The organism is Spirosoma foliorum (assembly GCF_014117325.1).
Lineage (GTDB): Bacteria > Bacteroidota > Bacteroidia > Cytophagales > Spirosomataceae > Spirosoma > Spirosoma foliorum.
Window position 1 is genome coordinate 3554156 of sequence record NZ_CP059732.1, and the last position, 25857, is coordinate 3580012.

At 46.2% G+C, this 25857-nt stretch carries 25 protein-coding genes; 10 read left to right on the top strand and 15 right to left on the bottom strand.

The window, feature by feature from the left end; genetic code table 11:
- Window positions 1-45 precede the first annotated feature (45 nt).
- Complete coding sequence (locus H3H32_RS14900) at window positions 46-1164, top strand: trans-sulfuration enzyme family protein (protein ID WP_182463456.1); 1119 nt, start codon at window positions 46-48, stop codon at window positions 1162-1164.
- Window positions 1165-1233: 69 nt separating this feature from the next.
- Here H3H32_RS14900 and H3H32_RS14905 read toward each other — a convergent pair whose 3' ends face one another.
- Window positions 1234-1557 (bottom strand): hypothetical protein, encoded by a 324-nt coding sequence (locus tag H3H32_RS14905; protein ID WP_182463457.1) that lies wholly within the window; start codon window positions 1555-1557, stop codon window positions 1234-1236.
- 123 nt (window positions 1558-1680) lie between these two features.
- Between H3H32_RS14905 and H3H32_RS38005 the strand changes: the two genes are divergently transcribed.
- Window positions 1681-2001 (top strand): NADPH-dependent FMN reductase, encoded by a 321-nt coding sequence (locus H3H32_RS38005; RefSeq protein WP_309547156.1) that lies wholly within the window; start codon window positions 1681-1683, stop codon window positions 1999-2001.
- Window positions 2002-2017: 16 nt separating this feature from the next.
- Window positions 2018-2281 carry a hypothetical protein gene (locus H3H32_RS38010; RefSeq protein ID WP_309547157.1) on the top strand — a complete coding sequence of 88 codons (264 nt, stop codon included), beginning with the start codon at window positions 2018-2020 and terminating at the stop codon, window positions 2279-2281.
- An 88-nt stretch (window positions 2282-2369) separates the two neighbouring features.
- Here H3H32_RS38010 and H3H32_RS14915 read toward each other — a convergent pair whose 3' ends face one another.
- The 4 genes from H3H32_RS14915 to H3H32_RS14930 form a co-directional block, all read right to left on the bottom strand.
- Window positions 2370-3212 (bottom strand): endonuclease/exonuclease/phosphatase family protein, encoded by an 843-nt coding sequence (locus tag H3H32_RS14915; RefSeq protein WP_182463458.1) that lies wholly within the window; start codon window positions 3210-3212, stop codon window positions 2370-2372.
- A gap of 529 nt (window positions 3213-3741) precedes the next feature.
- Window positions 3742-5502 carry a transcriptional regulator gene (locus H3H32_RS14920; RefSeq protein ID WP_182463459.1) on the bottom strand — a complete coding sequence of 587 codons (1761 nt, stop codon included), beginning with the start codon at window positions 5500-5502 and terminating at the stop codon, window positions 3742-3744.
- A gap of 159 nt (window positions 5503-5661) precedes the next feature.
- Window positions 5662-6186 (bottom strand): GrpB family protein, encoded by a 525-nt coding sequence (locus H3H32_RS14925; RefSeq protein WP_182463460.1) that lies wholly within the window; start codon window positions 6184-6186, stop codon window positions 5662-5664.
- Between the two features lie 377 nt (window positions 6187-6563).
- Entirely contained in the window at window positions 6564-7727 is a 1164-nt protein-coding gene (locus tag H3H32_RS14930) for a cysteine desulfurase family protein (RefSeq protein WP_182463461.1), read from the bottom strand.
- 106 nt (window positions 7728-7833) lie between these two features.
- Between H3H32_RS14930 and H3H32_RS14935 the strand changes: the two genes are divergently transcribed.
- Window positions 7834-8715 (top strand): mechanosensitive ion channel family protein, encoded by an 882-nt coding sequence (locus H3H32_RS14935; RefSeq protein WP_182463462.1) that lies wholly within the window; start codon window positions 7834-7836, stop codon window positions 8713-8715.
- A 68-nt stretch (window positions 8716-8783) separates the two neighbouring features.
- On the opposite strand, the gene H3H32_RS14940 is transcribed toward H3H32_RS14935, so the two are convergent.
- Window positions 8784-10049 carry a BamA/TamA family outer membrane protein gene (locus H3H32_RS14940; protein ID WP_182463463.1) on the bottom strand — a complete coding sequence of 422 codons (1266 nt, stop codon included), beginning with the start codon at window positions 10047-10049 and terminating at the stop codon, window positions 8784-8786.
- An 86-nt stretch (window positions 10050-10135) separates the two neighbouring features.
- Window positions 10136-10897 carry a TlpA family protein disulfide reductase gene (locus tag H3H32_RS14945; RefSeq protein WP_182463464.1) on the bottom strand — a complete coding sequence of 254 codons (762 nt, stop codon included), beginning with the start codon at window positions 10895-10897 and terminating at the stop codon, window positions 10136-10138.
- Between the two features lie 161 nt (window positions 10898-11058).
- Between H3H32_RS14945 and H3H32_RS14950 the strand changes: the two genes are divergently transcribed.
- Entirely contained in the window at window positions 11059-11673 is a 615-nt protein-coding gene (locus tag H3H32_RS14950; RefSeq protein ID WP_182463465.1) for a hypothetical protein, read from the top strand.
- Window positions 11674-11743: 70 nt separating this feature from the next.
- On the opposite strand, the gene H3H32_RS14955 is transcribed toward H3H32_RS14950, so the two are convergent.
- From H3H32_RS14955 to H3H32_RS14970, 4 genes are all read right to left on the bottom strand, one after another.
- Window positions 11744-13150, bottom strand: coding sequence for a tetratricopeptide repeat protein (locus H3H32_RS14955; RefSeq protein WP_182463466.1), 1407 nt, complete (start codon window positions 13148-13150; stop codon window positions 11744-11746).
- A 204-nt stretch (window positions 13151-13354) separates the two neighbouring features.
- Window positions 13355-14368, bottom strand: coding sequence for an NAD-dependent epimerase/dehydratase family protein (locus H3H32_RS14960; RefSeq protein WP_182463467.1), 1014 nt, complete (start codon window positions 14366-14368; stop codon window positions 13355-13357).
- A complete protein-coding gene (locus tag H3H32_RS14965; protein WP_182463468.1) occupies window positions 14349-14858 on the bottom strand; it encodes a hypothetical protein in 510 nt (169 codons plus the stop codon). The genes H3H32_RS14960 and H3H32_RS14965 overlap by 20 nt, the downstream gene beginning before the upstream one ends.
- Window positions 14851-16050, bottom strand: a complete 1200-nt coding sequence (locus tag H3H32_RS14970) for an AAA family ATPase (RefSeq protein ID WP_240543778.1) — start codon at window positions 16048-16050, stop codon at window positions 14851-14853. Before H3H32_RS14970 ends, H3H32_RS14965 begins: the two co-directional genes overlap by 8 nt.
- Window positions 16051-16064: 14 nt before the next feature.
- Here H3H32_RS14970 and metG point away from each other — a divergent pair, with 14 nt between their 5' ends.
- The 3 genes from metG (at window position 16065) to H3H32_RS14985 (ending at window position 18881) form a co-directional block, all read left to right on the top strand.
- Window positions 16065-18113, top strand: a complete 2049-nt coding sequence (gene metG, locus H3H32_RS14975) for a methionine--tRNA ligase (protein WP_182463469.1) — start codon at window positions 16065-16067, stop codon at window positions 18111-18113.
- Window positions 18114-18238: 125 nt separating this feature from the next.
- The gene (locus H3H32_RS14980) at window positions 18239-18400 is read left to right on the top strand and encodes a hypothetical protein (protein ID WP_182463470.1); all 162 of its coding nucleotides are present in this window, start codon (window positions 18239-18241) and stop codon (window positions 18398-18400) included.
- Window positions 18378-18881 carry a DUF6169 family protein gene (locus tag H3H32_RS14985; protein ID WP_182463471.1) on the top strand — a complete coding sequence of 168 codons (504 nt, stop codon included), beginning with the start codon at window positions 18378-18380 and terminating at the stop codon, window positions 18879-18881. The genes H3H32_RS14980 and H3H32_RS14985 overlap by 23 nt, the downstream gene beginning before the upstream one ends.
- Before the next feature lies 1 nt (window position 18882).
- Here H3H32_RS14985 and H3H32_RS14990 read toward each other — a convergent pair whose 3' ends face one another.
- Together H3H32_RS14990 and H3H32_RS14995 are read right to left on the bottom strand one after the other, a co-directional pair.
- Window positions 18883-20127 carry a DUF2264 domain-containing protein gene (locus tag H3H32_RS14990; protein ID WP_182463472.1) on the bottom strand — a complete coding sequence of 415 codons (1245 nt, stop codon included), beginning with the start codon at window positions 20125-20127 and terminating at the stop codon, window positions 18883-18885.
- Between the two features lie 97 nt (window positions 20128-20224).
- Window positions 20225-21562, bottom strand: coding sequence for a Gfo/Idh/MocA family protein (locus H3H32_RS14995; RefSeq protein WP_309547158.1), 1338 nt, complete (start codon window positions 21560-21562; stop codon window positions 20225-20227).
- 132 nt (window positions 21563-21694) lie between these two features.
- Here H3H32_RS14995 and H3H32_RS15000 point away from each other — a divergent pair, with 132 nt between their 5' ends.
- Window positions 21695-23455 (top strand): ABC transporter ATP-binding protein, encoded by a 1761-nt coding sequence (locus H3H32_RS15000; protein WP_182464349.1) that lies wholly within the window; start codon window positions 21695-21697, stop codon window positions 23453-23455.
- Between the two features lie 42 nt (window positions 23456-23497).
- On the top strand, window positions 23498-24118 hold the full coding sequence (locus tag H3H32_RS15005) for a Uma2 family endonuclease (protein ID WP_182463473.1): 621 nt from the start codon (window positions 23498-23500) through the stop codon (window positions 24116-24118).
- A gap of 5 nt (window positions 24119-24123) precedes the next feature.
- Here H3H32_RS15005 and H3H32_RS15010 read toward each other — a convergent pair whose 3' ends face one another.
- Together H3H32_RS15010 and H3H32_RS15015 are read right to left on the bottom strand one after the other, a co-directional pair.
- A complete protein-coding gene (locus H3H32_RS15010) occupies window positions 24124-24447 on the bottom strand; it encodes a hypothetical protein (RefSeq protein ID WP_182463474.1) in 324 nt (107 codons plus the stop codon).
- A gap of 64 nt (window positions 24448-24511) precedes the next feature.
- Window positions 24512-25801: a hemolysin family protein gene (locus H3H32_RS15015; RefSeq protein ID WP_182463475.1), complete on the bottom strand. Its 1290-nt coding sequence runs from the start codon at window positions 25799-25801 to the stop codon at window positions 24512-24514.
- Between the last annotated feature and the right edge of the window lie 56 nt (window positions 25802-25857).

Genomic DNA, 25857 nt, shown 5'->3' on the forward strand with positions numbered 1-25857 from the left:
ACTTCGGCATACAAAAAATGAGCCGTTTTTACGGCTCTTCCGCTTATGCATTTCGATACGCTTGCTCTCCGTGCTACACACCAGCCCGATTCAGTTACGGGCGTAGTGGTACCGCCTATTTATTTATCAACAACCTATGCTCGCAATGAATCAAATGAGTTGCCAGCCAATTACCTCTATACACGTCCAAACAACCCCAATCGGGAAGCCTTAGAGAAAGCACTGGCAACCCTCGAAGGAGGAGCCATAGCTATGGCTTTTGGCTCAGGGCAAGCAGCTACGATGACGTTATTTCAGGCTCTTAGCCCCGGCGATCATGTACTGTTGTCAACTGATGCGTACTATGGTACTCCTGCCCTACTCGAACAGGTTTTTCACCCCTGGGGACTAACCTATACGCGCGTCGATATGCGCGACCTGAATGCCGTGCGGGCGTCGATTCATGAAAATACCCGTATCATCTGGTGTGAAACTCCCTCAAACCCGATGCTCGACATTACTGATTTGCAAGCAGTCAGTCAGATTGCTCACGAGGCCGGAGCTATTTGTGTGTGCGATAACACCTGGGCTACGCCGGTACTGCAACGTCCGTTCGACTTCGGTTGCGATGTGGTTATGCACTCAACCACCAAATACCTGAATGGCCACAGCGATGTATTGGGTGGCGCACTAATTTTTAAAGAAGACAATGAGTTTGCCCAACGCGTAAAGCTATTACAAGGACTCTCTGGAGCGGTACCGTCGCCATTTGATTGCTGGCTGATTAGCCGGGGGATTAAAACGCTGGGCGTCCGGGTGAGGGCGCAAAGTAGTACAGCACAAGCCATTGCTGAGTTTCTGGAAGGACATTCAGCGGTCGAGAAAGTCCATTACCCAGGCTTGGCCAGTCATGCCAGCCATGCGTTGGTTCAACAACAGATGAAAGGCCCCGGAGCTATGTTGTCGGTGCAGGTAAAGGGAGGTGCCGAAGAAGCAATCCGGTTTATTGGCAAGTTGAACTTGTTTACGCGAGCTACAAGCCTGGGCGGAGTGGAAAGTCTGATTGAACATCGGGCCACTGCCGAAGGGCCTAATTCCATAACTCCAAAAAATCTACTACGCATCTCAGTCGGCCTGGAATATGCCGACGATCTGATTGCTGATTTAGCGCAGGCGTTAGCGTAGTTATCAGCTGGTTTCCGGCCAGATACGCCATATCTTATGAGATATGGCGTATCTAGGCTAACCTTACCCTCATTTAAATCTTTTCGGTATTATTTTGGGCATTGGTTCAAGAAACAACTGAGGCTGTTGTTGAGGATTCGCATGAAGCGGATACGATCGCATCATTGTATAATTCGTTGATGAATCGGGAACTTTTATAGGCATATTATCCAGAGTAGCCCGTATGACGTTTTTCGGATCTGTTGGAGAATGATAAAACGAGTTGTTAGATCCTACAACTGGCATCTGGCCCGCAGAGAAACCGGATGGCAGTGAATCCCGACGAACGGCGGTTGCGGGTACCTGGGCATAGGCACAACTTGTAGTTAATAATAATATGTAGACGAGTTTCATGAGCTTAGGCGATTAGATACACGATAATGAATAGACTCTACTTAAGCCCAAATCGTTGCATTAAGCAACGAAACTAAAGCCTAAAAGCTGTGGTTTGTTAACCAACTTGAATTACCTAACACAATGAAAATTACGCTGATTTCTACCTCATCGCGCAAAAATAGTAACTCATTACGTTTTGTGAACTATCTCCGGCACTTATTGGCCGAAGAAGGCCAGCATGAGGTTTCAATAGTATCTTTTGAAGAATACGATATACCGTTAGTTGGCCAGGAATCGGTCAAAAAAGATGCCCTAACTCCTTTCCAGCATTCATTGATTAGCAGTTGGGATTCTGCCGATTTAGTGATTTTCGCTATGCCCGAATACAACTGGACAGCCCCCCCCACAGGCTACCAATGCTATTCACCAACTGGGTGGCCCTGCCTTCAAACACCTGTTTAACAATAAGGTATTTGCGATGGTGGGAATCTCAAACGGACGGGGTGGTCGGCAGCCAGCGCTGGATATGACCACGGTGGTGAACAAAATTATCAGCTTCACCCATAGCTATTCCATCGTTTCGCCAAAGCTATATGAGTCGCACGAAACGGATAAAAATCTGGACGAAAATGGCCACTTCATTGGCCACGAAGTCTACGAACGTACAGCGAAGGCTTTTCTGGACTATACCTTGACTGTAGCTCAACGTTGGATTGGAGTACCAGCGCTGGTAGAAAAATAAGCTTGTATCGCCTTTCTGATTTACTCATAAACGCAAAAGCGGAGATTACGGTCTCCGCTTTTTTATTTGATCAACCTACAGCTGTCTACTATTTCAAAATCACCTTCACCATTACGGGTTGATGGTCAGATGGGTATCGTTGGTCTTTAGCATCCGTTAAAACGCCGTATTTTAATACATCGAACTGCTTACTGACAAAAATGTAGTCAATTCGATTATCCATTGGCGCATCGAATTTGAAGCTATTGAATGTACCTTCTGGACCGTAAGGCGGAGTTTTTGTCACGTTATGCGCATCGCTCAGGAGTGTCTGAATCGTTTTAATCTGCTCCGTTTCGGGTGTCGAGTTAAAATCACCGACGAGAATAACAGGGACGTTTTTCGCGATTTCCTTAATCTTTTCCACCATCAGTTTTCCCGACTGTCGACGCGCTTCGACACCCTGGTGATCGAAGTGAACACTGAAAAAGTAAAAGTCTTTTTTCGTCTTCAGGTCATTGAATTTAGCCCACGAGCAAATCCGGTTGCAGCAGGTAGCATCCCAGCCTTTACCGGGCTTATCGGGCGTTTCGCTCAACCAGAAATTACCTGACTGAAGTGCTTTGAAACGGTCTTTTTTATAGAAAATCGCCGAATGTTCTCCGGCTTCCTTACCATCGTCGCGACCGGCGCCTAAAAAGGCAAACTCGTTCAATTCAGCCACATCATTTAATTGGCCACGCAACGCTTCCTGCGTACCGAACAAGTCAAATTCATGAAACTGAATCAGGGCTTTTACGTTCTCTTTCCGGTTGGGCCAGGCATTGATACCATCGCCTTTATTGTTGTAGCGAAGATTGTAGGTGGCCACCGTAATAGGTGAATCTTTTTGGGCAAATGTGGTATTTGTTGCAAGTAAACTGCCAAGCAAAAGGGGAATTAGTATGCGCATTTAAGTCGAGTTTAAAGTTATCTGGCGTTAGTACTTTTGCTTTACCAGCGCCAGCATATATTACCTAAAACAGAAACTTACGGATTTCTACCAGCCAGGATTCTGACCGATTTCAGGGTTTAACAGACAATCATTCTCCAGAATTGAGTATAGATAGACTTTCTCGTCCCATTTGCTCGGAATATTGGTCAGCCAGGTTAACCAACCAAACGTATCATTTTTTAATTGTTGTGAAGTGCATTAAACCGGCTTTTACGCTGCAAAAATAGGCTTCCCTACATTAAGAAACTGTAAACTATACCCCGTATATGTTAAGCTTTCCTTAGTTCAGGAAGGTATATTTTGCTTAGATGTGGCCTATGCGCAAGTAGAACAAACTGAGTGCCAGAGTCTAAACTATATTACTATTTTGAGTAACCACCTGATTTGACTTACAAGACGGGGTTCTCAGAATTATCACAGAAATAGATGAATAATGAGCCTTAGTTGAAGGAGAGCTGAGGATAGAATAGTCAGAAACAATAACTAGCTATTTATCAGCCAATTGCTGATCTGTTTGCGTATCGGCTAACAGGTCAGCTAAGTATAATTTACTGCTGACACCTAGTTTCTTCCGAAGTCGATAGGTTGTTTTGTGAATCGATTCGGGGGAGATGCCTAGCATCCGGCCCATTTGAGGAGGGTCAATCTGTAGTTTTGAGAGCGCTAGTAAGCGGATTTCAGCTTTAGTCAAATCGGGGTAACGAGTATGAAGAGCCGAAAAAAAGCCAGGGTATACATCTTCAAACAATTGCTTGAAATGCTGCCAGTCAGCTTCGGTCAAAATAACCTGGTTTTGTAAACTTTTAACGGATGGTTGTGGAGGACTAACTGGTTCAGACTGGTGAAGTTGGGCCGAGATCGTATCGATAAGCTGGTTCTTCTCCTGAATGTTAGCCACGTATTGAGCCAATAGTTGTTCGGCCCTTTGCTGTTGGGCTAACAACACCTGCTTTTCCTGCCAGCGTTTCCGCTGATTTTGCCGAAACGCATAGAGACCTGCCAGGGTCAGCAGTATGGCAGCGATGATGATGATATTGCGCACCAAAACAGCGTTCTTCTGCTCGGCTTCCAACGTGCGCAGTTCATTCAGATAGCGCTCAGCATTGACCTGACTTTGACTTGCCGTTAGCATACGAGTGTTGAATAAGTTTCGCTGCGATTCCTCTGTGTGACGAAGTGAATCCAGATAATCCGTTGCCAGGCGATAATTGCCAACTTTTTTATAATACTGAGTCTGAGCCTGATAATACTGGAGATCATAATCTGACCAAGGCCGGTTAGTAAACAATCGGGTTGATCGGTCGATATAGATTCTGGTTTTCTGAGTACTATCCAGATCCATCAGTGCCTGAGCCAGGTAGAGGGATGTCAGGGCCGCATTCTCGGGTACGTTGTCCTCTGGGGAGTCTTGCCAACTAAATCGATAGCCGTTATACAAATAAGGCAAAGCCAGATTGGGCTTGCTCTGTATAAGAAGCAAATGCCCTAGATTCGAGTTGGCGATAGCCACATAAGCCGAGTCATCATGTTTACCGGCCAGCTCTAAGGTCTGATAAAAATAATCCTGAGCCTGCGCATATTGATGGAGATGCTGATGCGACAGTCCAACCGTATTATGGGCGGTGATCTCCGCTCGTTTTACCCAGGCTGGGTAGCGAAAAGAGGCTTCCATGTAGCGAATGCAGGTAGCGTACTCGCCGAAAAAATAATACCGTCCTCCCAAAGCGGAAAGATACTCGCTAATTTCGGGAATATGCTCGTAACCAATCTCTTCAAAGGTTTGCTGCGCTCGCAGCAACCAGCGAAACGCTTCATTAAATTTTTTCTTACTGAACTCATAGGTACCTTTTTGATGCCAATAGGCTGCCTGGACAACGGGTATTGGGCACTGGTCCAGATAAGATTGAGCCTCTTCAAGCACAAAAGATGGCTTACCTGAGAGCAAAACCAGTGCGTGTCGGAAAAGGATTTTATGAAGTTGGGCGTACCAGAACAAGCGGTCGTCATCCTGTTGTTGCGCAAAGGAGGCCAGTCGGTCGAGTTGTGAGAAAACCCGGATAGAGTCGTTAGCTGTCAGGTAGGGCGGATGTGTAACGGCAAAATTAGGAGCCTGCTGACATAACCGTAGAATCCGCTGATCGGGATTAAGTCGGAATAGCGTATCCACTTGTGCGCGAGCGGTGTGGCTTATTACTAGCCAGCCAATTAGCAGCACATGCGTAATTCTAAGCAGAATTCGGGGAATCATATTCGTGGCTACCTCAAGGCTCCAATCACTGGCATCGGCCTGTATCGCCGGTCAAGTCTTTGTAAGAGCCAAGCGCCCATTGTTCAGAGAAAACGAATATAAATCTAATTTGTTTCCATAGGACCAAATTAAGCGTTCATTAATTAAGCTATTGTCTGGCTACCCCACAAACCAATTAAGTGCATCAGTTTCGTGTTGGCGAATCCAAGTTGATTTTTCTTCAGTATAAGCAGATGAATCAAACGGGTGAAGGGCGGCAGCACGCTGCTTTTCGTTTTGATAGGCTTCTGCAATAGCCGGGTAAGCTCGTAAGTAATCCCGAAAAGCCAAATGCCGCGTAACGCCAATAGAGGTGGAGGGAAAGAAATGTACATGAAAGACTCGGTTAGCCTCCGCGTCGATCAGCTTACAATAGCGTCTTTCGGAAATTCCATACTCACCATACCATAGATAGCCTAGCCCTTCAATAATTGATCGCTGTTCGTCCAGAATCTCCAGCGACTGTACAATCGGCAGTAGGTCAATAATCGGTTTGGCCGCCAAACCGGGTACAGATGTTGACCCAATATGTTCGATCGTAATCAGATTGGGCCTCAGTGGCCGGGCAAGCCGATCAATTTCCTGAAGCGCCCAACTAGCCCAATCAGGATTGTAAGGTGCGATAACGACGGACGGAGTTGGCATAGAGGTGAATTTTTTCGACAGGATTTACAGGATGAACAGGATTTTCGCATGCTCGGTCTGTGTCCCCACCTAGAGTATATACACATTTTTGGGACATGTTCGAAACTCCGTTAGGAGTGGCCTGTTAATAGAAAATAGTGGCTTGTCCATACCCTCAAGCGCCGTAGGTGCGACCTATATATCAATAATCAGGTCGCACCTACGGCGCTTTGAGCTTTTAGTAGGCAAGAATCACTATTGACAGGACGCCCTTACAGGGCTGATTAGCATGCGTCAGAAATGTGTATATACTCTCGATGTCCCCAAGAACGCCTGTTGGTCAGCTTTTGCCAAGGCGTCCTTGGGGACACCGAGGATGCGAAAAAAAAACTTGCGGTTTATTTCACTAGCTCTTTCTGATAAAGCCCTACGAGCGTATCGACGGCGTAGTCAATCTCTTCCGCTGTATTGTATTTCCCGAACGAAAACCGGACATACCCACGATCGGAATCCAGTCCAGGAAGCGCCCCTAACACGTGCGATCCAATACTTGATCCACTCGAACAGGCTGAACCACCCGAGGCCGAAATCCGCGCAATGTCTAAGCTAAACAAGAGCATATCGCTCATCTCCGACGCAGGTAAGCTTACGTTCAGAACCGTGTACAAGCTATTGTCAACATCAGCCGAATTACCATTGAAACGAACATCCGGCATTTTCTCCCGAAGTTGCTCAATCATCCGGCGTTTCAGGGATGTAATGTGCTGCTGATGCGTATCCATATCATGGTAAGCAATTTCCAGCGCTTTAGCCAACCCAACGATACCATATACGTTTTCGGTACCACCGCGCATGTTACGCTCCTGCGCACCGCCATACATAAATGGGTGAATTTTCACCCGATCCGCATTGACGTATAGAAATCCGACTCCTTTGGGACCATGAAATTTGTGTCCTGCTCCAACAATGAAATCAACGGGTAGTTTTTGCAGATCGTGCCGGAAATGACCCATTGTTTGCACGGTATCGGAATGAAAAATAGCCTCGTAAGCCCGGCACAGCTCCCCTACTTGATTCAGATTCAACAGGTTTGCAATTTCGTTATTGCCATGCATCAGCGACACCAGCGAGCGGGGCTGCGTGCGGAGCAATTCTTCCAGGTGCGCAAGATCGATAGTACCTTTTTCGTCGATGTTGACGAGGCTCAATTGAATCGTGCCCTGTTCAGCCAGGTGCTGGAGCGTGTGCAAAACAGCATGGTGTTCCAGGGGCGATGTAATGGCATGTGTTAATCCGTAGGTTTCAATGCTACTTCGAATGGCGGTGTTATCTGCTTCGGTACCACCTGAGGTAAAGAAAATTTCGGCGGGCGATGTGTTCAGTAACGACGCGACTGTTTTCCGTGCTTTTTCGATGGCAGTACGCACCGCTCGACCGTGGCTATGAATAGACGATGGATTGCCATAATGCTCCGTCATAAGCGGTAGCATAGCCTCTAGCACTTCAGGATCAAGTCGGGTTGTAGCAGCGTTATCCAGGTAAATAGCAGCGGGGGGTGTCATTGTCGATGAGGTTTGTATACCTTGCAAAGGTACGGCGATTGGTTTATAGATGAAACACAATCCAAATCTGCGTCGTTCTATTGGGATCACTAGTCGTTTTTAGAGAATGAATTTTACGCAGGCCGCCGGGCTTATTTACTCCGAACTATCTACCTGGATTCGTACCGCCATACGTTACACACCCAAGCTAGCCGTAGCTTTATTACTCCTTGTCTTCTTTACGTTTTTATCGCGCTGGATGAGCCGATGGGTGGTTCGGGGATTGGATCGGGTTAGCACAAACGTCTCTTTGATTAATCTGACAGGGGCCGTCATGCGGGTAGTTGTTCTGTCGGTCGGTTTGTTTGTGGCGCTGGGCGTACTAGGATTAGATAAAACTGTAACCTCATTGCTGGCGGGGGCGGGCGTTATTGCGCTGGCCGTAGGTTTCGCGTTTCAGGATTTAACGACCAATTTTATTTCAGGAGCCATGATCGCGCTGGCCCGGCCTATTCAGGTTGGCGATACAGTAGAAACGAATGGCTATACGGGTAAAGTGTTGGACATCAAGTTACGCTCCATCGTAATCGATAATGGGCAAGGGCAAACCGTCGAGATACCGAGTAAAGATGTTTTTCAGAAACCGATTAAGAATTTTTCCCGAATTGGTCTGCGACGTATCGAACTGGCTGCTGGTATTTCCTATTTAGATGACATGGCAAATGCCCAACGTCTGGCCAAAGGAGCTGTAGCGGCTTTACCTTTCGTTCTGTCCGACCATCCCGTTGAACTACATTATCGGAACTTTGCCGATGCCAATGTTCAGTTTGTCCTCTGGTTCTGGATTAAGCCAACTGGCACAAATCCCCAAATGGCGCTAAGTGAAGCGATGATTGCCGTGAAAAAAGTGTTCGATGAAAATCAGATCCTGATTGTCTTTGCTGGACAAACGTTTGATTTGAAACAAAAGCTAGCCACAAGCCAGTTCCCGGATGCTGATAAGAAATAATATTTGACCACAGAGAACACAGAGTTAAAATTATACCACTCTATTTTCTTAGTGGTTAATCTTTTTTGTTAGAAAACCTCGCCCAGATTCAGGAATATTCCCTGCGAACCGCCAATACCAAAACCATAGTCGACGGCCAGATTCAGGTTTGAATGTTTGTTGATTTTAATACGTAACCCTACACCACCACCGGGCAGAAGCTTCCCGAATTGATTGGTATTGGGGTAATCGCTGAAGGTCTGCATATTCGCAAACACAACACCACCCAGCAAGCCGTTATTAAGCAATACAGTCCGGTATTCGGTTTCCAGATAGATCATATTTCGCCCCCGGAATCGACCCTGTGTGTAGCCACGACCCAAGTTCGAATGGGTGTCCCAGCCCGTGCTTGGTAAATCTAAATAAGGAGCCTGGCCACCAAAACTAAGCCAGTTAACATTCCAGAATGTGAGAATATGTCGCCCATCGTTCGACAAGGGCACATACTTCCGAAAATCAGCCAGCACCGATTGCCAATTTTGGTCGCTACCTAACCAGCGCATATTGGGTCGGAAGATGATGTTTCCGAAAAATCCATTCTGAGGGTTGTTGGGATTACGCCGATTCGTGTATTGCAAACTAAACGTTGGCCCCGATGAAACCGACTTTTCACCTGACCCATACTGCTGAAAATCATTGTTCAGCAAAGGCGTTTTATTATCCTCTCCAATTTTCCAGTGGTAATCAAGAGCGTATCCGATACCAATAGAAAAATTAGTGGCAACCTGCCGAAAAACAGACTGATACAGCCGAAGATAGGAATAGGTCAACTGGTCGTCGACATCGGATCGCGAGTTGTCGCCCAGACCAAAATTATCCGCTGAATAATCGTAATAACGATAATCAGTGACGATATTATAGCGATTATCCTTCGTCCAGAGATTTACTTCAACAGGCACAATAACCTGCTGATATTGAGTATACTGAGGAGTAAAATAAATAACAGAAACGTTCTGTTTGGGGTCGGCGCTGGTAAATGACAGGTTCGCGTTTATACCGACGGCAAACCCAGTTTGCAGGGCGTAGGCAAGTTCTGGAAATACCGACGGATGGAAACCCGGCTTTTGGCCCTCTGTTGGGCGGTGCCCCTTCCGATTAATGAATCGGTAATACACGTCCCAGACATCAGCCGACGTATCGGTTTTGGCCATCGGCGGCTGGCTAGTTGTAATCAGCCGACTAGAATCGCTTTGTGCCCTAGTATTCAAAGGCAAAGCCAGCGTCAACAATAGGCTACCCAGCAACAAATGGCCACTGACGCCCCAATTTAATAGGCCGTTAGTCGGCTTATTCATGTGAAACCAGAAAAGGTCAATACTAAATTACTCTGTTGGCTAACCCATCCACATAACATTCCGTTCATTTAAGCCCTATTCACACCTTATTGCATCACCGTTGCCAGTACTTGTTTCAATTTATCGAAACTCCCGGCTCCTTGCAGGTTGGCCACTACTTTCCCGGCTTTATCGATTACAACAACTGTTGGAATTATGGTGATATGATACTTATTATGAAACCCATACGCATTAAAGATGGGTGTAAATGGAAGCTTTTTGAGTTCCGGATCACCTATTTCCTGAGGTTGTTCACTATTTAAAACACCCAAAACAACGGGTGCGGTTTCTGATTTATAGGGCCGTAGCACAGTTGCTAAATCGGCAGCCTGTTTGTCATCCCACAACGATTTATCTAAACTAACCCAAAAGCCTAGAATAACCACTTTGCCTAATAAATCGGCCGATCGGTACGATTTCCCGCCTGCTCCAGTCATTACAAAAGGCGCAATCATTTGGCCAGCTTTGGGTTGTTTGGCGGGATCACGGTCGCGGAATCGGTGAGTTTCATGTTCTTCGGGGGTAGCTGCCCGCATTGTATAGGCACTCGGCACACCATATTCATTGTAATCGGGGACTAAATGATAGGCAAAGGGATCAGATTTGGTTAATAGGCTATACTCCTCCAGCGTAATCCGCTGACCAGTAGCCTGATTGGTAATAGGCGCGCTGGTGTCGTTTTGCCGATTGGCTCGGGCAACAATCGTTTTTTGAACACTCGGTTGTCGTTGAATACTTACCTGGGCCTGGCTTATTGTGCCAGTTGTGGCAATACAGAGGGTTAATAGTAGTTGCTTGGAAGGTGTCATGGGACTCGTATTTGGCGATGCTTCTGCAAGTATTAAAGTACCATAACCATGCCATTTTTTCCCTTAACCAACCAACTAAAAATACAGTTAAATTAACATCATGACATATTAATAAAACTATACTTGCCGTTTTAAGAAAAATGCCACAAACCAGCGCTCCTATGAAAACTTTACTCACTGGCATACTGCTGATTGTATCAACCTATGCCACCTTTGGCCAGGCAGGCCGTACTACACCTATGTATCGTGGTTATCCTGTCATCATTCCTTCCCGACCAACACCATACGTACAGCCGATCGTTTATCAGTTACACGACGGAATTGCCAGACTAACTGACGGGTCTCAGCTACAAGGTCGTTTTTTGTACAACAAGAACAGTTCGTTTACCTTCTACCAGGACGGGCATTCTCCAGGCATGAATATTCCCGCCTATAAGTTCGAATACCTGAAACTGGTTGGGGCCGATACGGCTGCCACTCCCCGAAATGATTCAACGGTTTTCCTCCGGGTTCGAAACCAATTATGCCGCCGATTAACCGTTGGCAAAGTTGGGCTTTACGATAAGACTTATTCTATCAATGAAGATAAAGGAAAGATTGGGTATGTTCTGTTTACCTGGGATAACGATGGCAAGATTAAGCGATTGCAAAATCTTGAACAGGCGAATCAGTGGTTCTATCAAATTTGCCAGGAGAATAACTGGCCAAATTCCGACGTTTTTTTGAGCAAAACAGAAATCATCAAACGCCTGGCTCAGCTTGACCCAATTCCGTAATTGAACCATTTATAAACCAAAAAGCCGCTTCCTGCTGTCAGGGAGCGGCTTTTTCTCGCATTCGCAGTTACTACTTATCTTTTTTGTACTGTTGGATGATCTTGTAAAGTGCTTTCTGTTTTTCCAGTTCAGGAAAGAACTCGAATAACTGAACGTGCGCATCATAATCAAGCGAAAGAGCCGCTTCCAGCTGAATAAGAGCCTCCCGGTAATGCCCCGCATGAATCAAATACACCGCCGACCGATAATACAAATCGGCATCAGCTGGCATATCGTTGATCCCCGACTGAATAATGTCATTGGCTCGCAGAAAATCGCCCTGGTCAAACGGCACCAATGACCAGGTCAGGTACACATCAGGATTTTCGGCGTCTACCTCCGCTGCTTTTTCGAACGCTTCCACACTCGACAAAACGTTCCCAATTTTATATTCCGTTTCGGCGATGGCAATGTAATACTCACCGTTCTGATCGTTCAGTTTGACGGCTTTCTGCAGAAATGGCAACGCTTCGTACCACTTACCAGATTCGCTCAGGCAAACTCCGATACCATACCAGGCTTCATCCCACATGGCATCTAACTTAATTGCTTCGCGGTATTCTTTGATGGCATCGGGCAGGCGATCCTGTTTTTCCAGACTAGCGCCAAGATGGCAATACGTATCAGCAGTGGCCTCTTCGTATTTCAGCGTTTCACGATAACAATGCTCCGCCTTCTCGAACAGACCCAGATTCATATAGGTATTCCCTAAATTGAAATGGGCTGATGCAAAGTCCTCCTTAATGATAATTGCATAGTCGTAGGCTTCGGCTGCTTCGGCGTACCGGGCCAACTTACTGTAGGCAATACCCATGTTATACCAGGCATTGTACGAGTAAGGGTCCGTATCAATTAGTTGCTGGTAATACGATAGACTATTCTCTAATTCACCCGTTACGTCTAAACAAAACGCCAGCTCATACAGCGCGTTTTCATTGTTAATATTCAGCGCGATCGACTTTTTGTACTGAGTGATGGCTTCATCATATTTGCCCCAGTTCTGGTAGCTCTGGCCAAGCTGAAACAGGATATCGTCCTTATCTTCTGCCCGGTCTAGTAATTCTTCCAAAATCTGAATCGATTCCTCGTAGCGTCCGGCCATGTTCAGCACAGAGCCTTGCATAAACGGCACATCGAGATCGCCGGGGTTAAACAACGAAGCCCGTTCCAGTAACTCCAGCGATTCGTCGAACCGTTGAAAATTAGCTAGAATCTGGGCTTTATCAAGCATTAATTCCAGCGCATAGGGAAAGTTTTCCAGACCTGATTCGGCGGCTTTCAACGCCTTGTCTAAATCACCCTGGTTGAGGTAATGTTCAACCATTTGTTCATAGACATCCAGGTCGAAAAACTGGCTTTGTTGCTGGTCCAGCATCTGCTCAAAACGCCGGATTGATTCTTTAATATCGCCTTCTCGTTCTTCGAACTCTTGCTCCATGTATAAAAAATTTAGAACCGGGCGCCGTTGTCCGGCATTCCGGTGCGGGTTCGATTTACAGGTTGCGATTTATAGCCACGATATAATCGTACTTCGTAAATCACGGATAGGGGACGCATTAATAATGCGATTTATCCTTTGGTATTGAAATATATAGCCAAAAAAACAAAACTGCAACCCTCGGCCCGAAAATTTACTAACCTATTAAGGTGGGCTAAACGCACTGGTTATTCGCCGTAACGTTTCGCTTAATGGTCGGTATTGAAAATCAAGTATCTGCTTAATTTTTTGCCCATTGTATTGATAAAGTGAACTCGCCGATCGGGCCGTTTCGCGCGTGATAAGCGGTGCTTTACCGGTCATCCACGCCCGAACGGCCTCAAGTGGCCAGAGCAACCGCGTCAGAGCGGGCGCCACCCGCATAGTGGGTGGTCGCTTGTTCAGGGCAGTTGCTATCTGTTCTAACAACGAACGATAGGGAATGGTGCCCCCATTTAAAACGAACCGTTTCGCCGTTGTTGTTGACTGCATTAACTGTACCAGAACATCCGACATATCGAGTACATCGACATAATTGACCAGGCCAGCCGGGTAAAAAGGCTTTTCGTCGTGTACGTATTTAATCAGCTGCAGACTGCTCCGATTCCAATCGCCCACACCGAGCACGATAGATGGATTGACCATTACCGCATTCAGCCCTTCGGCAACACCCCGCCAGACCTCTAATTCGGCCCAATACTTAGTTTTGGCATAAATCGAGTTATTGGGCGAATCCACCCATTTTTGCTCCTCATCAATAACTATAGGCTCATTGGGCTCCCCTCCTTTCGCCACGGGTCGACCTAGAGCTGCCACAGAACTGACATAGCCTAATTTTCGTACACCAGCATTTAGACAGACGTTTACCACATTGGCCGTCCCTTCCACATTGATCTGCTCCATACGGTCTCGATCTTTCGGGACAAATGAGACAATGGCTGCGGCATGAATAACATCCATACCTGATAAGATAGCCGCTTCGAGAGACGGGATATCCAGTATATCACCCTCGTGCCATGTGATTTGGTCGGCTACATCGGCCAGCAACCCATAGCCACTCTGAGGTCGGTATAAAACCGTAACGGTATACCCGTCAGTCAGATAGCGTCGGGCAATATGGGAACCAATGAAACCGGTTCCGCCAGTAATAAAAACGGAATTAGGTAGTGATGAGGTCATTCAGAATACGTTCAAGAGTAAGAAAGCCGGGAGCCTGGCGCGTGTGGAGATCGGAGAGAAGACGCTGAAAATCTGGGTTACTTTTGATACTTTCTTTTTTAGTTAGCTTTCTTAGTTTTCTTACATCTCCTGGGAAACCATAATCCTCTACTCGAATAGACACTTCGGCGGCATTATCCAGAAAAAACTGTTCAACAGCTTTTGGTTTGATAACAATTATAAACTGCGTAGCCGTGCTATGCTTCTTTAAGGTAAGGTATTGAGTATCATCAATGGTTTCAAATGAATCAAAATAAGTTGGCGTATTTGTTTTGTCGTTATCGATAATTCCAACAACGATAGCATCAAACTCACCAGCCTCTTTCATAGCTCGTGCAACATTATGGATACCTTGTTCATGGTCAACAGGGTTGGGGTCTTTTATGAAGAATTGCGCCAGTGTTGTATCTGCATAACATTCTGGTATAATTCGTATAATTTGATCAGGCATTGACTAAGAACTTATCTAAATTAAAAAATACGTCAATGCTAAAATCAAGCACCTCCCGAAGATTCTCAGGTGTTAATAGTTTAACTTTCGTTTCGTAGTCCTCATAATAGGTAACGTACACATTAAGCTGGCTATCTTCGAGGTTTTCAATTAATGTATGAAGCAAATATGGACTATGAGTAGATATAAAATACTGATTATCTTCATCATAAATCATTCGATACGCCATCTCCTGCGTGTAAGGTGGGAATGAGTGTACTTCGGGCTCTTCAAAAACGATAACTGAGTTTTTGTTGGATTCAATGGCTGTTATATAGAACATGAATCGCCGAAAAGTATCGGCGATGGAAAAGAAAGGATATTGTATTACAAATGGGCCATTTCTTTTTTGAAGAATGAATTCTTGTTTTTCATCATACAATACAAGTTCCAGCTGTTGGTAGACAAAAAGCTTTGCAAATTCGCTCCATAATTCCTTATTTCTCCTAATTACTTCGTATAGATTTACGCCACTCGGAGGTAGTAGATAGCCTTGAAATGAATTTTCAAATTCTGTCAAATTAGCAAAGTCATATTTTTTGACTATTCTTAACTTGTTATCTAATTGATCTCTTCTTTGTTCGGCATCACCTTGTCTTAACTCGTTATTAAGGTGTGTTATCTTAATCAAATTACCTAAGCCGTCAATTTCCCGAGAAGTTTCATCGTTTACTCTAATAGAAAAACTGGGAGGAGATTCACTTTTCGAACCATCGTTTAATAGAACCCTTAAAGACGGTAAACGAAAAAGAGTGGCACCTTGCCTATCCGTAGAAACTTTGACAAATAAGCTCGTATCGTTATCCCAAAACAAGTGCTTTATATTTTGATATCTTACTGAGCCTTTTAAAAATTTACCAGTGTCATACCCTGCCCCCAGCAATCCCAGCCCCTCCAAAATATTCGACTTCCCTACGTTTGGCTTGCCAATAAATACATTCACTCGCTTGCAATCTAATCGTAGGTCTTTGATCGACTTGAAGTTTTTGATTTCAACCCAGTTAAGGAAATTATTCGTATTCGGTGCTGTGTTCTCCATAGTAGCCCGGCTGTACTGTTTTTGTAAACATAACAACGTTCGGGCTTGAATTGCTAATTTTGCCCAAAAATGGGTTTGAAGTTGATGGCGCCCTGCACGTCGAACCTCAAACATCGAACCTCAAACTGATGTTAGAAAATCCCCAACGCTATACCGTTACGGCGGCTCTGATCTACGCCAACGGCCCGATTCACATCGGACACATTGCCGGATGCTACCTGCCCGCCGACATTTACGTACGTTACCTTCGCTCGACGGGTAAGGATGTGGCCTTTATTAGCGGCACCGATGAGCACGGCGTACCTATTACTATTAAAGCCAAGAAAGAAGGTATTACGCCACAAGAGGTCGTCGATAAATATTACGTCCAGATCAAACAGGCGTTCAGCGACTTTGGTATCTCGTTCGACATTTACTCACGAACCTCTAACCAGATTCATCACGAAACCTCGCAGGAGTTCTTCACGAAACTTTATGAAAACGGCGATTTCGATGAGGAAGTCACCGAACAGTACTATGACGAAGTAGCCGGGCAGTTTCTGGCCGACCGCTATATTGTGGGTACCTGCCCGGTTTGTGGCAACCCAAACGCTTATGGCGACCAGTGCGAGCGCTGTGGTACGGCCCTTAGCCCGACTGAATTGATCGAACCCCACTCCATGCTGTCGGGTTCGAAACCTGTGCTGCGCTCAACCAAAAACTGGTTCCTGCCGCTGGACCGGATGCAGCCTAAAATTGAAGAGTACGTCAACAGCCATACCGAGTGGAAAACGAATGTATTCGGGCAGTGTCAATCGTGGCTGAAAGAAGGGCTTCGTCCCCGCGCCATGACCCGCGACCTCGATTGGGGCATTAAAGTGCCTTTGCCTGATGCGGATGGAAAAGTTCTGTACGTTTGGTTCGATGCGCCCATCGGCTACATTTCAATGACCAAAGAATGGGCCGCTGAACAAGGTAAAGACTGGGAATTATACTGGCGTAATGAACAGACCAAACTCGTTCATTTCATCGGCAAAGACAACATCGTTTTTCACTGCATCATCTTCCCAGCTATGCTGATGGCTGAAGGCAGCTTCATTCTGGCCGACAACGTGCCCGCTAACGAGTTTATGAACCTCGAAGGCGACAAAATCAGTACGTCGCGCAACTGGGCGGTCTGGCTGCACGAGTACCTGGAAGAGCTACCGGGCAAGCAAGATGTACTTCGGTATGTATTGGCGGCCAATGCCCCCGAAACCAAAGACAGCGAATTTACCTGGAAAGATTTCCAGACACGTAACAACGCTGAGTTGGTGGGTATTTTTGGCAACTTCGTAAATCGGGCGGTGGTGCTAACGCAGAAATTCTGCGAAGGCAAAGTCCCCTCTATTGGTGAACTGACTGATTATGACAAGCAGGTTATCGATGAGCTAGCGCAGTTTCCTGACCGAATTGGGCAGTCTATTGGGAATTACAAATTCCGGGAAGCCTTAGGCTTGCTAATGGATTTAGCAAGACTAGGCAATAAATACCTGGCCGAAACCGAGCCCTGGAAAGTCGTTAAAACTGATCCATTACGAGCCAATACAATTTTGAATATTGCGCTTCAAATCTCGGCCAACCTGAGTATTGTTTGTGAGCCATTCCTACCGTTCACATCTGAGAAATTGCGTAGTCAATTGGGTATCACGGAGCTATTTAACTGGACAAACGCCGGTCGCGCCGATCTCCTAATCGAAGGCACAGTACTCGGCAAAGGCGAATTACTTTTCGCTAAGATTGAAGACGATGAAATTAATATACAGATTCAGAAATTACTGAATGCCAAACGAATGAATGAATTAGAAACAAAGACAGTGCCCGAACTTCGCTCAGAAATCACCTACGACGATTTTGCCAAAATGGACATTCGCATCGGCACTATTACCGAAGCTGAGCGCGTCCCCAAGAGTGATAAACTTCTCAAACTAAAAGTAGACGATGGTTTGGGTGGACGTCAGATTCTAAGTGGCATTGCCAAGCATTTCACTCCTGAAGAAATTATTGGCAAGCAGGTCACCTTCCTTGCCAACTTAGCTCCTCGAAAGATGATGGGCTTCGAATCGCAGGGGATGATTCTGATGGCCGAAGATCGGGATGGCAAGTTAGCGCTTATCGCCCCTGGCAACGCAGTCTGGAACGGCGGAACAGTGAGCTAATTTATTCAGAGACAGGAAGCTGTAAGGTCGGGAGCGAGAGTTCCCGACCTTTTTTATTGAACTGGTCTAGCTATTTCATTTGTTGATAGCAAATAGGTACTTTTGGCAAAACCATCCTCGTGGTCATGGAAACACAGCAGAAGAAAAAAATAACATCCGAACAGGCTCTTGCCTGGCTCATTCGAAGCCAGGAACGGAAACGAGAGCTTCAGGAGCAGTTCCAAAAAGACTGCGACTCAGGTAAAATAGACGCAATAATTAGAAATGGGAAGCCCGTCAATCGGTGAATATGCTTATTATCAGGAGAATGAGAAAACATCCTATTTTATCACTGATGATGGAAGGAGATATTCTGTTACTTTCGAAGAGCAACCTTTCTTTGAAGATCACGAATTTATACTTGCTAACCATACCTATGAAGTTTTCCTAACACTTCAAAAAGCGCCACCAGCCTATTCAACTGATCCTAGAATTGGCGCTACAGTAACGGGTATTATTCAAAATTTCATTGAGAAAGATCCGCTACGAATTGTATTCTTCACCTGCGACACCGCCGATGGCAGACATCATGCCCGTTTCAAACGTTTTAACGACTGGTTCCGGGAAAACAACAATAGGCGCTACTTAAAGCTCGAAGACAGTATCGACTATCCAGCCATCAATAAGTTGTTCCTTATCGCTCTAATCATGCGAAACGATCACCCTTATGGCGGAGAAGTGTTAGCCTCATTCGTTAAGCTTAATGCACAACTTCGCTCCCGTAAATAACTCAGCCCTTTATAGCATGATCTGTTTTCACGTCCTGCCCCGACCAGATCCTTTTTGAAGTCCAGTCAACGGCTGGATTTGACCAGAATGGGTCTGAAGCAGGCAACCCCAATGCCAGAAACGCGACAGAACACAAGTACAAACTACCTGTCGAAATATAGGTCTCGCCAATAGCGGGCTGATGACCGCACAAGCCAATTTGCAGCCAGCCTTTTGCATCAAATGTACTGGGCGCATCCATCGTCCGATGTATCACCGCAGTCAGCGCCGAGCGAACTTGCCCAGGTGACAATTCTGGCGGTAAACTGCCCTGCAAAGCAATCTGCGATAACAGTTGAAATGCTCCGCATCGGTAGGCTAACGACCGACCGAATGCAGCAAAGGAACCATCTGGATTAATAAGTCGCTCTTGTATGATGGCGTAGCGTTGGGCGCGCGCCAGCAACGATTCGAATAAACTTTTCTCGGCTTTCCCAGCATCCAGCAGGGTTTTGACCACATCCAGTAACATCGGCTGAATCACGTAGCTATTGTAATAATCCCAGTGAAAATCGGGACCATCGCCATAAGCACCATCCCCCTTGTACCACGACTGGTGTTGTCGAATTGCATAATCCATTCGCAATTCATCGCCCGAGCCGGTATATTTCAACAAAGCTGCTTCGACCATGGCGGAGAACAATAACCAGTTGTTGTAACCGGGCTTAATAACTCGACTTGTCTGCAATGCCTTTATCACATTAGCTTGCTCATCTGTGCTTAAGCTTTTCCAAAGTTTCGGTGATCGAACTAATCCATGCGCCAAAAATGCCGCATCGACCAAGGGTTGGCCACCTTTTGTAAAATTCAGATAATCCGGCGATTGCGGGTTTACACCATTCGCGATAGCCTGTTTTGCCAGCGTCAGATACTTTTGCCGGGAACGGCCTTCCGGCGTCTCATCGACACCTAACTCCAGCCAGGGTGCCAATCCAGCTAGCGTTCTTCCCAGCGCTTCGAGATGCGAAACTTCGACACGACTTGCCTGTTGGCCAGGCGCAGACTCAATCGGCATGGTTGCTTTCAAACGATTCTGCGACAGAGCCGATAAAACTGGATCAGCAATTTTCAGTAACGTTTGAAGCCAAAAAGATCGGTCGTCGGTAGCTAACGAATACGCAGGAAGCGCCGTGGCTACCTCTTTCGATTCAATACTCAGACTAGCAGGTAAGGCTGCAGCCAAACGGGCAAATGTGCGTCTTTTCATTCAACTAGAAAGTCAAGTGTGGTCAGGCATGGTCAAGAGTTGTCAGGAGTGACCAGACTTGACAATATCTGACAACTCCTGACCACACTTGACAATTTTATACAACTGGCTTCCACCCTTTTTCATACTCTCGGCTCCATAACTTCATGGCTTCTTTGTCGTGCAGAATATGGCCGTTCGTTGGATCGGTGTGAATGATACTACCGGTACGTTGCGAAATATTCGCCAGATGACACAACAGAACCGATTTATGTCCCTGAGCAATGTCGGCATTGGGCTTGGCTTTACCCCGAATGCTTTCAAGAAAATTGTCTAAATGATACGCATCCAGTTGTTCGCCACCGGGGCTAACTGCATTGGTCGACGTACTGGTTGGCGCATCCCCTTTTACATCTTTAAGTACTTTGCCACCTAAATCCAGAATCTGGTAATCGGGGCCACTTTGCGGAGCCGACAATACGCCCTTATCGCCATAAATCGTAAAACCACGGCCGCTTTTTTCGGGGCCAAATGCCTGACAGCTCAGCCCTTCCCAGGTAATGGACGCTTTATCGCCGAACTCAAAGGAAGCAATCTGTGTATCTGGCGTCTGCCAGTCATCACCTTTGTAAGCATAACGACCGCCGGTTGAGGTGGCTTTTGTTGGAAAATCTAAGCCCATCAACCAACGGCAGCAATCGATTTCGTGAGTACCATTGTTGCAGGCTTCACCCGTTCCCCAATTCCAGAACCAATGCCAATTGTACGGAACAACATTATCCTGATAGCCTTTCCGGGGAGCCGGGCCTTGCCATAAATCCCAATCGAGAGTAGCCGGAACAGCAATGGATTTACCAGCTCCAATCGGTTTCCGGTTATTGTAGTACCAGGCCCTGGCAAAATAAGGTTTACCAATGGCTCCTTCCCGAATATCCTGCGCAGCCTGCTGGAGCGTTGGCCACGACCGGCGCTGGCTCCCCATTTGCACAATGCGATTATGTTTTCGGGCGGCTTCCAGCAACCACTCCCCTTCCTGCGGATTATGCCCACAAGGTTTTTCAACGTACACATGCTTACCGGCCGAGCAGGCCAGAATACCCGCAGGCGCATGCCAGTGGTCGGGCGTGGCAATAGCTACGGCATCAAGGTCTTTTCGCTCCAGCAGCTTGTGCAAATCTTTAATAACGGTCGGCTTACGAGTCTGGCCCGCTTTTTCAACAGCTTTGAGGCCGTTGGCAATCGCGCCATCTTCGACATCGCAGATATAGCCCACTTCGGCACCCGGCAGCTTCGAGAAGATACCAGCCAGCCAGCTTCCCCGCGACTGAACGCCGATCAGACCAATATTAATTTTCTCACTCGGTGCATTGCGACCAAAAATGGGAAAAGGCAAAATCTGGGTCGCCAATCCGGCAACCGCGGTTTTCTGAACAAAGTCTCGGCGGTTCATCATCATGCTTGATTACGTAGATAACTCTAAAAGCGGCAACCCTTGATGTTCTTACTGTTTCCTCAAGTGGCACAACAAATTGGGAAACGTTCGGCAGAAAAATGCTGTTACCTTTTTGAACTCGCCATTTTGCTTTCCGTGAACGAAGAACAAAAAAGTGGCCGGATATTCGATATTGCTATCCTCCGGCGCTTATATGCATTTGTAAAACCCTATCAAGCACGCTTTTATCTTCTGATAGGGATAATTTTGCTGGCGGCCTGCCTAGCCCCTTTAACTCCGTTACTCATTCGGTACACGATTGATAACGTCATTGCCATGGGCGACTATCAGAAGTTAACCGAGATGCTGGTCCTCATGATTGGCGTGCTGGTGGTACAGGCGGTTGTCCAATTCTTAAATACCTATCTATCAGGCTGGTTAGGCCAATACGTTATCCGTGATATCCGGACGCAGCTGTACCGAAAAATTCTTCACCTGCGCTTAAAATTCTTCGACAATACGCCTATTGGTCGCCTGGTGACGCGGTCAATCTCTGATGTCGAAACCCTGGCCGACGTGTTTAGCGAGGGGATGGCAGCCATTGCAGGCGACATTTTGCAATTAATTCTGATTATTGGGGTAATGGTTTATACCGACTGGCGACTGGCAGCTATCAGCCTGTCGACAATTCCGCTGATGCTGTTCAGTACCTATGTTTTCAAGGAGAAAATAAAGAAGTCGTTCAATGAGGTACGGACGGCCGTCGCCAACCTGAACTCCTTTGTCCAGGAGCACATCACAGGTATGAACATTGTCCAGATTTTTGGCAGCGAGAAAATCGAAGCCGAAAAATTCCGGGTTATCAACGACGAACACCGGGCTGCGAACATTCGGTCGATCCTGTACTATTCGGTTTATTACCCCGTTGCCGATATTATTTCGGCAGTAGCGGTTGGCTTAGTGGTGTGGTATGGGGCAACCCAGATTATCCATTCCGACGTTACATTCGGGACAGTTACAGCGTTTGTGATGTTCATTAACCTGTTCTTCCGGCCAATCCGGATGCTGGCCGACCGATTTAATACACTTCAAATGGGTATTGTTAGCACCGACCGAATCCTGAAGTTGCTGGACAGCGATGAATTTACGGTCGACAACGGCACTTACGCACCCACAGCTATTCAGGGCAAAGTTGAATTCGACAATGTCTGGTTTGCTTATAACAATGAAGACTGGGTACTTCGTGATATTTCGTTTCGGGTCAATGCGGGTGAAACCGTCGCGTTTGTGGGCGCAACGGGTGCTGGTAAATCGTCAATCATCAACCTGTTGAGCCGGTTTTATGACATTAACAAAGGTGAAATCAAAGTTGACGGGGTTGATATTCATGACTATGAATTAGGACACCTGCGTCGAAACATTGGCGTTGTTTTGCAGGACGTTTTCCTGTTTTCGGATACAATCGAAAATAACATTACTCTGGGCGACAAATCGATAAGTCATGAAACCATAGTAGAAGCCGCCAAACTGGTTGGCGTTCACGACTTCATCGAGCGATTACCTGGTGCCTATCAATACAACGTCATGGAACGCGGCTCAACGCTATCGGTTGGGCAACGGCAGTTGATATCATTTGTACGGGCGATGGTGCAAAATCCTAAAATCATTGTTCTGGATGAAGCGACTTCCTCCGTCGATACCGAAACCGAGGAAATGATTCAGAATGCGATTAGCAAACTGATGAAAGGCCGAACAGCCATTGTTATTGCCCATCGCCTGTCGACTATTCAAAAAGCCAACAACATTATTGTAGTCGACAAAGGGCGGATTGTTGAGCAGGGCAATCACGAAGAATTGCTACAGCACGAAGGTTTCTACGCTAATCTTTATCGTATGCAGTACAAGGAAGTGGTGTAGCTAGTTTTTATTTTTTGTATATTTGACAAAAGAGCCGTACCTATGCCTACTCCTATCACAACCAAAACTACTCCAAAACGGAAACGGAAAATACCAGATCATCTGGTATACGAACTCATGGACAACAAGCCTATTTATTACAAGGGCTACCAGTCTGTGCTCAACAAGACCAAAACTTTGGAGGACATTATGGGCTGTAGTTCGCTTCAGGCAGCATTAGTTACGTACTTACTGCGAATTATTTTTAGGGTATTTGACGAAAAGAAATACCATGTATTGACCAACGAAATCGGGAGCCATATTGACAAAAACAATAACCTCTCAAACGATATTGCCATCTATGATAAAGCTGTCTTAACTCCCGATAAGATTAATAAAAAATACCCCGACGTTCCTCCTAAAATTGCCATTGAAATAGATACGGAAGCCGACACGTCTGAACTGACAGGTTTCGGGTACACCTACAAAAAGTCGAAGAAATTACTTGATTTTGGTGTTGAGCGTGTGATCTGGATCATGATTAACACCAAAACAGTTACGGTCATCGAACCTAACCGTGATTGGCAGGTACGCGAATGGAACACGGATATCGAATTAATGGATGGTCACACCTTCAACATTGCTCGTTATCTTGATGACGAAGGCATTGTAGTCGAGGATTAAATTGGTTACTTCCCGAAAATCCGCTCCTCTTCTTCGGGTCCAGCCCCAGAGGTCCCTTCAGTAATCACATCGTGCCCCGAAACGTTAGGCTCGGCATTTGTCGGGCCAGGGCCACTACCGTCGAGAGCGTAAGCAATGGACTCGGCCAGGTTATCAGGAGCAAGTTTGGCTTCTTTTACTGGTTGCTCCTCAACTGAATGCGGGTAAACTTCATCATCCTTCTGGCTGACAACTTCTTCATCAGCAGCAGGATCGTTTTCCATACCAGTTGGTACATGGCTGGAGTCTGCGCCGGTTAATTCGCTAAGGTTGGGCATCAGATATCGCATGGTTATCGATGAATTAGTTTTCATCAATAACCTGCAACAAGGCCTGGCTGTTTAGAAAGAGAAATTATTCCTCGATTAATTTCTTCACCAGAATCTTATCAATTCGACTTTTATCCATATCCACAATCTCGAACTGATACCGGTGCCAGACAAAGGTTTCGCCCGCTTTGGGAATATCTTTCAGGATATGCAGCGCAAACCCACCCAACGTGTCGAACCCGGTCAACTCTCGGCGAGTCTGGGTATTTATATTTAACGAGAAATAAGAAAGAAAATCCTCAAATGGCAATTGGGCATCAATCAGGAAGCTGCCATCCTCGCGTTCGCGGATTTCATAATCCGAATTAATGTCGTCATTGATGTCGCCTACCAGCACGTCCAGGATATCATTGAGGGTAATAACTCCCAGAACCCCGCCATATTCATCAACAATAACGCCTACGTACTGCCGTCGTTCCCGGAAGCGCTCCAATACCTGATAAGCCTTGTTGTTTTCAGGAACGAATAAGGCATCCCGCTTCATGTCGTTCAGGCGGAGAATTTCGGTATCAAGATCTTTGCCGAGCAAATCTTTTGAGTAGATCAGGCCAACAACCTCATCGACACCTCCGTTACAAAGCGGATATATCGAGTGCTTGTATTCCAGAATTTTAGCCTTGTTTTCAGCGGGTTCGTCTTCCAGATCAAGGTAGACGATTTCCTGCCGATTGGTCATCAGCGACGTAATTTTCCGATCACCCAGTTGGAAAACATTCTGAACAATTTCCTGCTCAATTTCTTCAATGGCCCCGCCCGAGGTTCCTTCCTGAATCAAACTTTTGATTTCTTCCTCCGTAACTGCACTTTCGTTCGGCTTGATATTCAGAATTTTAAGTAGCAAATCGCTCGATACGGTAAGCAGCGCGATAAAGGGAGACGTTAACTTAGAGAGGAAAATCATCGGAGCGGCCATTGTTTTGGCAATACCCTCTGGGTTAGACAAACCGATCCGCTTCGGCACTAACTCCCCAAAGACCAGCGAGAGATAGGTCAGTAAAAAAAGCACCAGCACAACGGCTATCGAATTGGCATAAGGCCGAAATATCTCGATTTGAGCCACGAAACTCTGAACATCGTCGGTCAGTTTATCACCGGAGAAAATACCTAACAAAATGCCGATCAGCGTAATGCCGATTTGTACTGTCGATAGGAACCGGTTGGGTGAGTTCGACAAATCAAGCGCCACCTGCGCGCGCCGATCGCCGTTCTTGGCGGCTGACTCTAACTTAGACTTACGTGACGAAACTAAAGCGATTTCTGACATCGAGAACACGCCGTTCAGGATCGTCAATAGCAGAATTATAAGGAGTTCCACAAAGGAAGAAAGTTGACCTGTTGCAAAAATATAGAAACTGAATTGGTTTGCAACAG

Coding starts and splice junctions, on each gene's coding strand:
- H3H32_RS14965 (WP_182463468.1), bottom strand. CDS start 14,858: ATGCCTGATCAAATTATACGAATTATACCAGAATGTTATGCAGATACA.
- H3H32_RS14930 (WP_182463461.1), bottom strand. CDS start 7,727: ATGACACCCCCCGCTGCTATTTACCTGGATAACGCTGCTACAACCCGA.
- H3H32_RS14915 (WP_182463458.1), bottom strand. CDS start 3,212: ATGCGCATACTAATTCCCCTTTTGCTTGGCAGTTTACTTGCAACAAAT.
- H3H32_RS14940 (WP_182463463.1), bottom strand. CDS start 10,049: ATGAATAAGCCGACTAACGGCCTATTAAATTGGGGCGTCAGTGGCCAT.
- metG (WP_182463469.1), top strand. CDS start 16,065: ATGTTAGAAAATCCCCAACGCTATACCGTTACGGCGGCTCTGATCTAC.
- H3H32_RS14900 (WP_182463456.1), top strand. CDS start 46: ATGCATTTCGATACGCTTGCTCTCCGTGCTACACACCAGCCCGATTCA.
- H3H32_RS14955 (WP_182463466.1), bottom strand. CDS start 13,150: ATGGAGCAAGAGTTCGAAGAACGAGAAGGCGATATTAAAGAATCAATC.
- H3H32_RS14990 (WP_182463472.1), bottom strand. CDS start 20,127: ATGAAAAGACGCACATTTGCCCGTTTGGCTGCAGCCTTACCTGCTAGT.
- H3H32_RS14980 (WP_182463470.1), top strand. CDS start 18,239: ATGGAAACACAGCAGAAGAAAAAAATAACATCCGAACAGGCTCTTGCC.
- H3H32_RS38010 (WP_309547157.1), top strand. CDS start 2,018: ATGGTGGGAATCTCAAACGGACGGGGTGGTCGGCAGCCAGCGCTGGAT.
- H3H32_RS14905 (WP_182463457.1), bottom strand. CDS start 1,557: ATGAAACTCGTCTACATATTATTATTAACTACAAGTTGTGCCTATGCC.
- H3H32_RS15010 (WP_182463474.1), bottom strand. CDS start 24,447: ATGCGATATCTGATGCCCAACCTTAGCGAATTAACCGGCGCAGACTCC.
- H3H32_RS14950 (WP_182463465.1), top strand. CDS start 11,059: ATGAAAACTTTACTCACTGGCATACTGCTGATTGTATCAACCTATGCC.
- H3H32_RS14935 (WP_182463462.1), top strand. CDS start 7,834: ATGAATTTTACGCAGGCCGCCGGGCTTATTTACTCCGAACTATCTACC.
- H3H32_RS14970 (WP_240543778.1), bottom strand. CDS start 16,050: ATGTTTGAGGTTCGACGTGCAGGGCGCCATCAACTTCAAACCCATTTT.
- H3H32_RS14920 (WP_182463459.1), bottom strand. CDS start 5,502: ATGATTCCCCGAATTCTGCTTAGAATTACGCATGTGCTGCTAATTGGC.
- H3H32_RS14985 (WP_182463471.1), top strand. CDS start 18,378: ATGGGAAGCCCGTCAATCGGTGAATATGCTTATTATCAGGAGAATGAG.
- H3H32_RS14945 (WP_182463464.1), bottom strand. CDS start 10,897: ATGACACCTTCCAAGCAACTACTATTAACCCTCTGTATTGCCACAACT.
- H3H32_RS38005 (WP_309547156.1), top strand. CDS start 1,681: ATGAAAATTACGCTGATTTCTACCTCATCGCGCAAAAATAGTAACTCA.
- H3H32_RS14925 (WP_182463460.1), bottom strand. CDS start 6,186: ATGCCAACTCCGTCCGTCGTTATCGCACCTTACAATCCTGATTGGGCT.
- H3H32_RS14995 (WP_309547158.1), bottom strand. CDS start 21,562: ATGATGATGAACCGCCGAGACTTTGTTCAGAAAACCGCGGTTGCCGGA.
- H3H32_RS14960 (WP_182463467.1), bottom strand. CDS start 14,368: ATGACCTCATCACTACCTAATTCCGTTTTTATTACTGGCGGAACCGGT.
- H3H32_RS15005 (WP_182463473.1), top strand. CDS start 23,498: ATGCCTACTCCTATCACAACCAAAACTACTCCAAAACGGAAACGGAAA.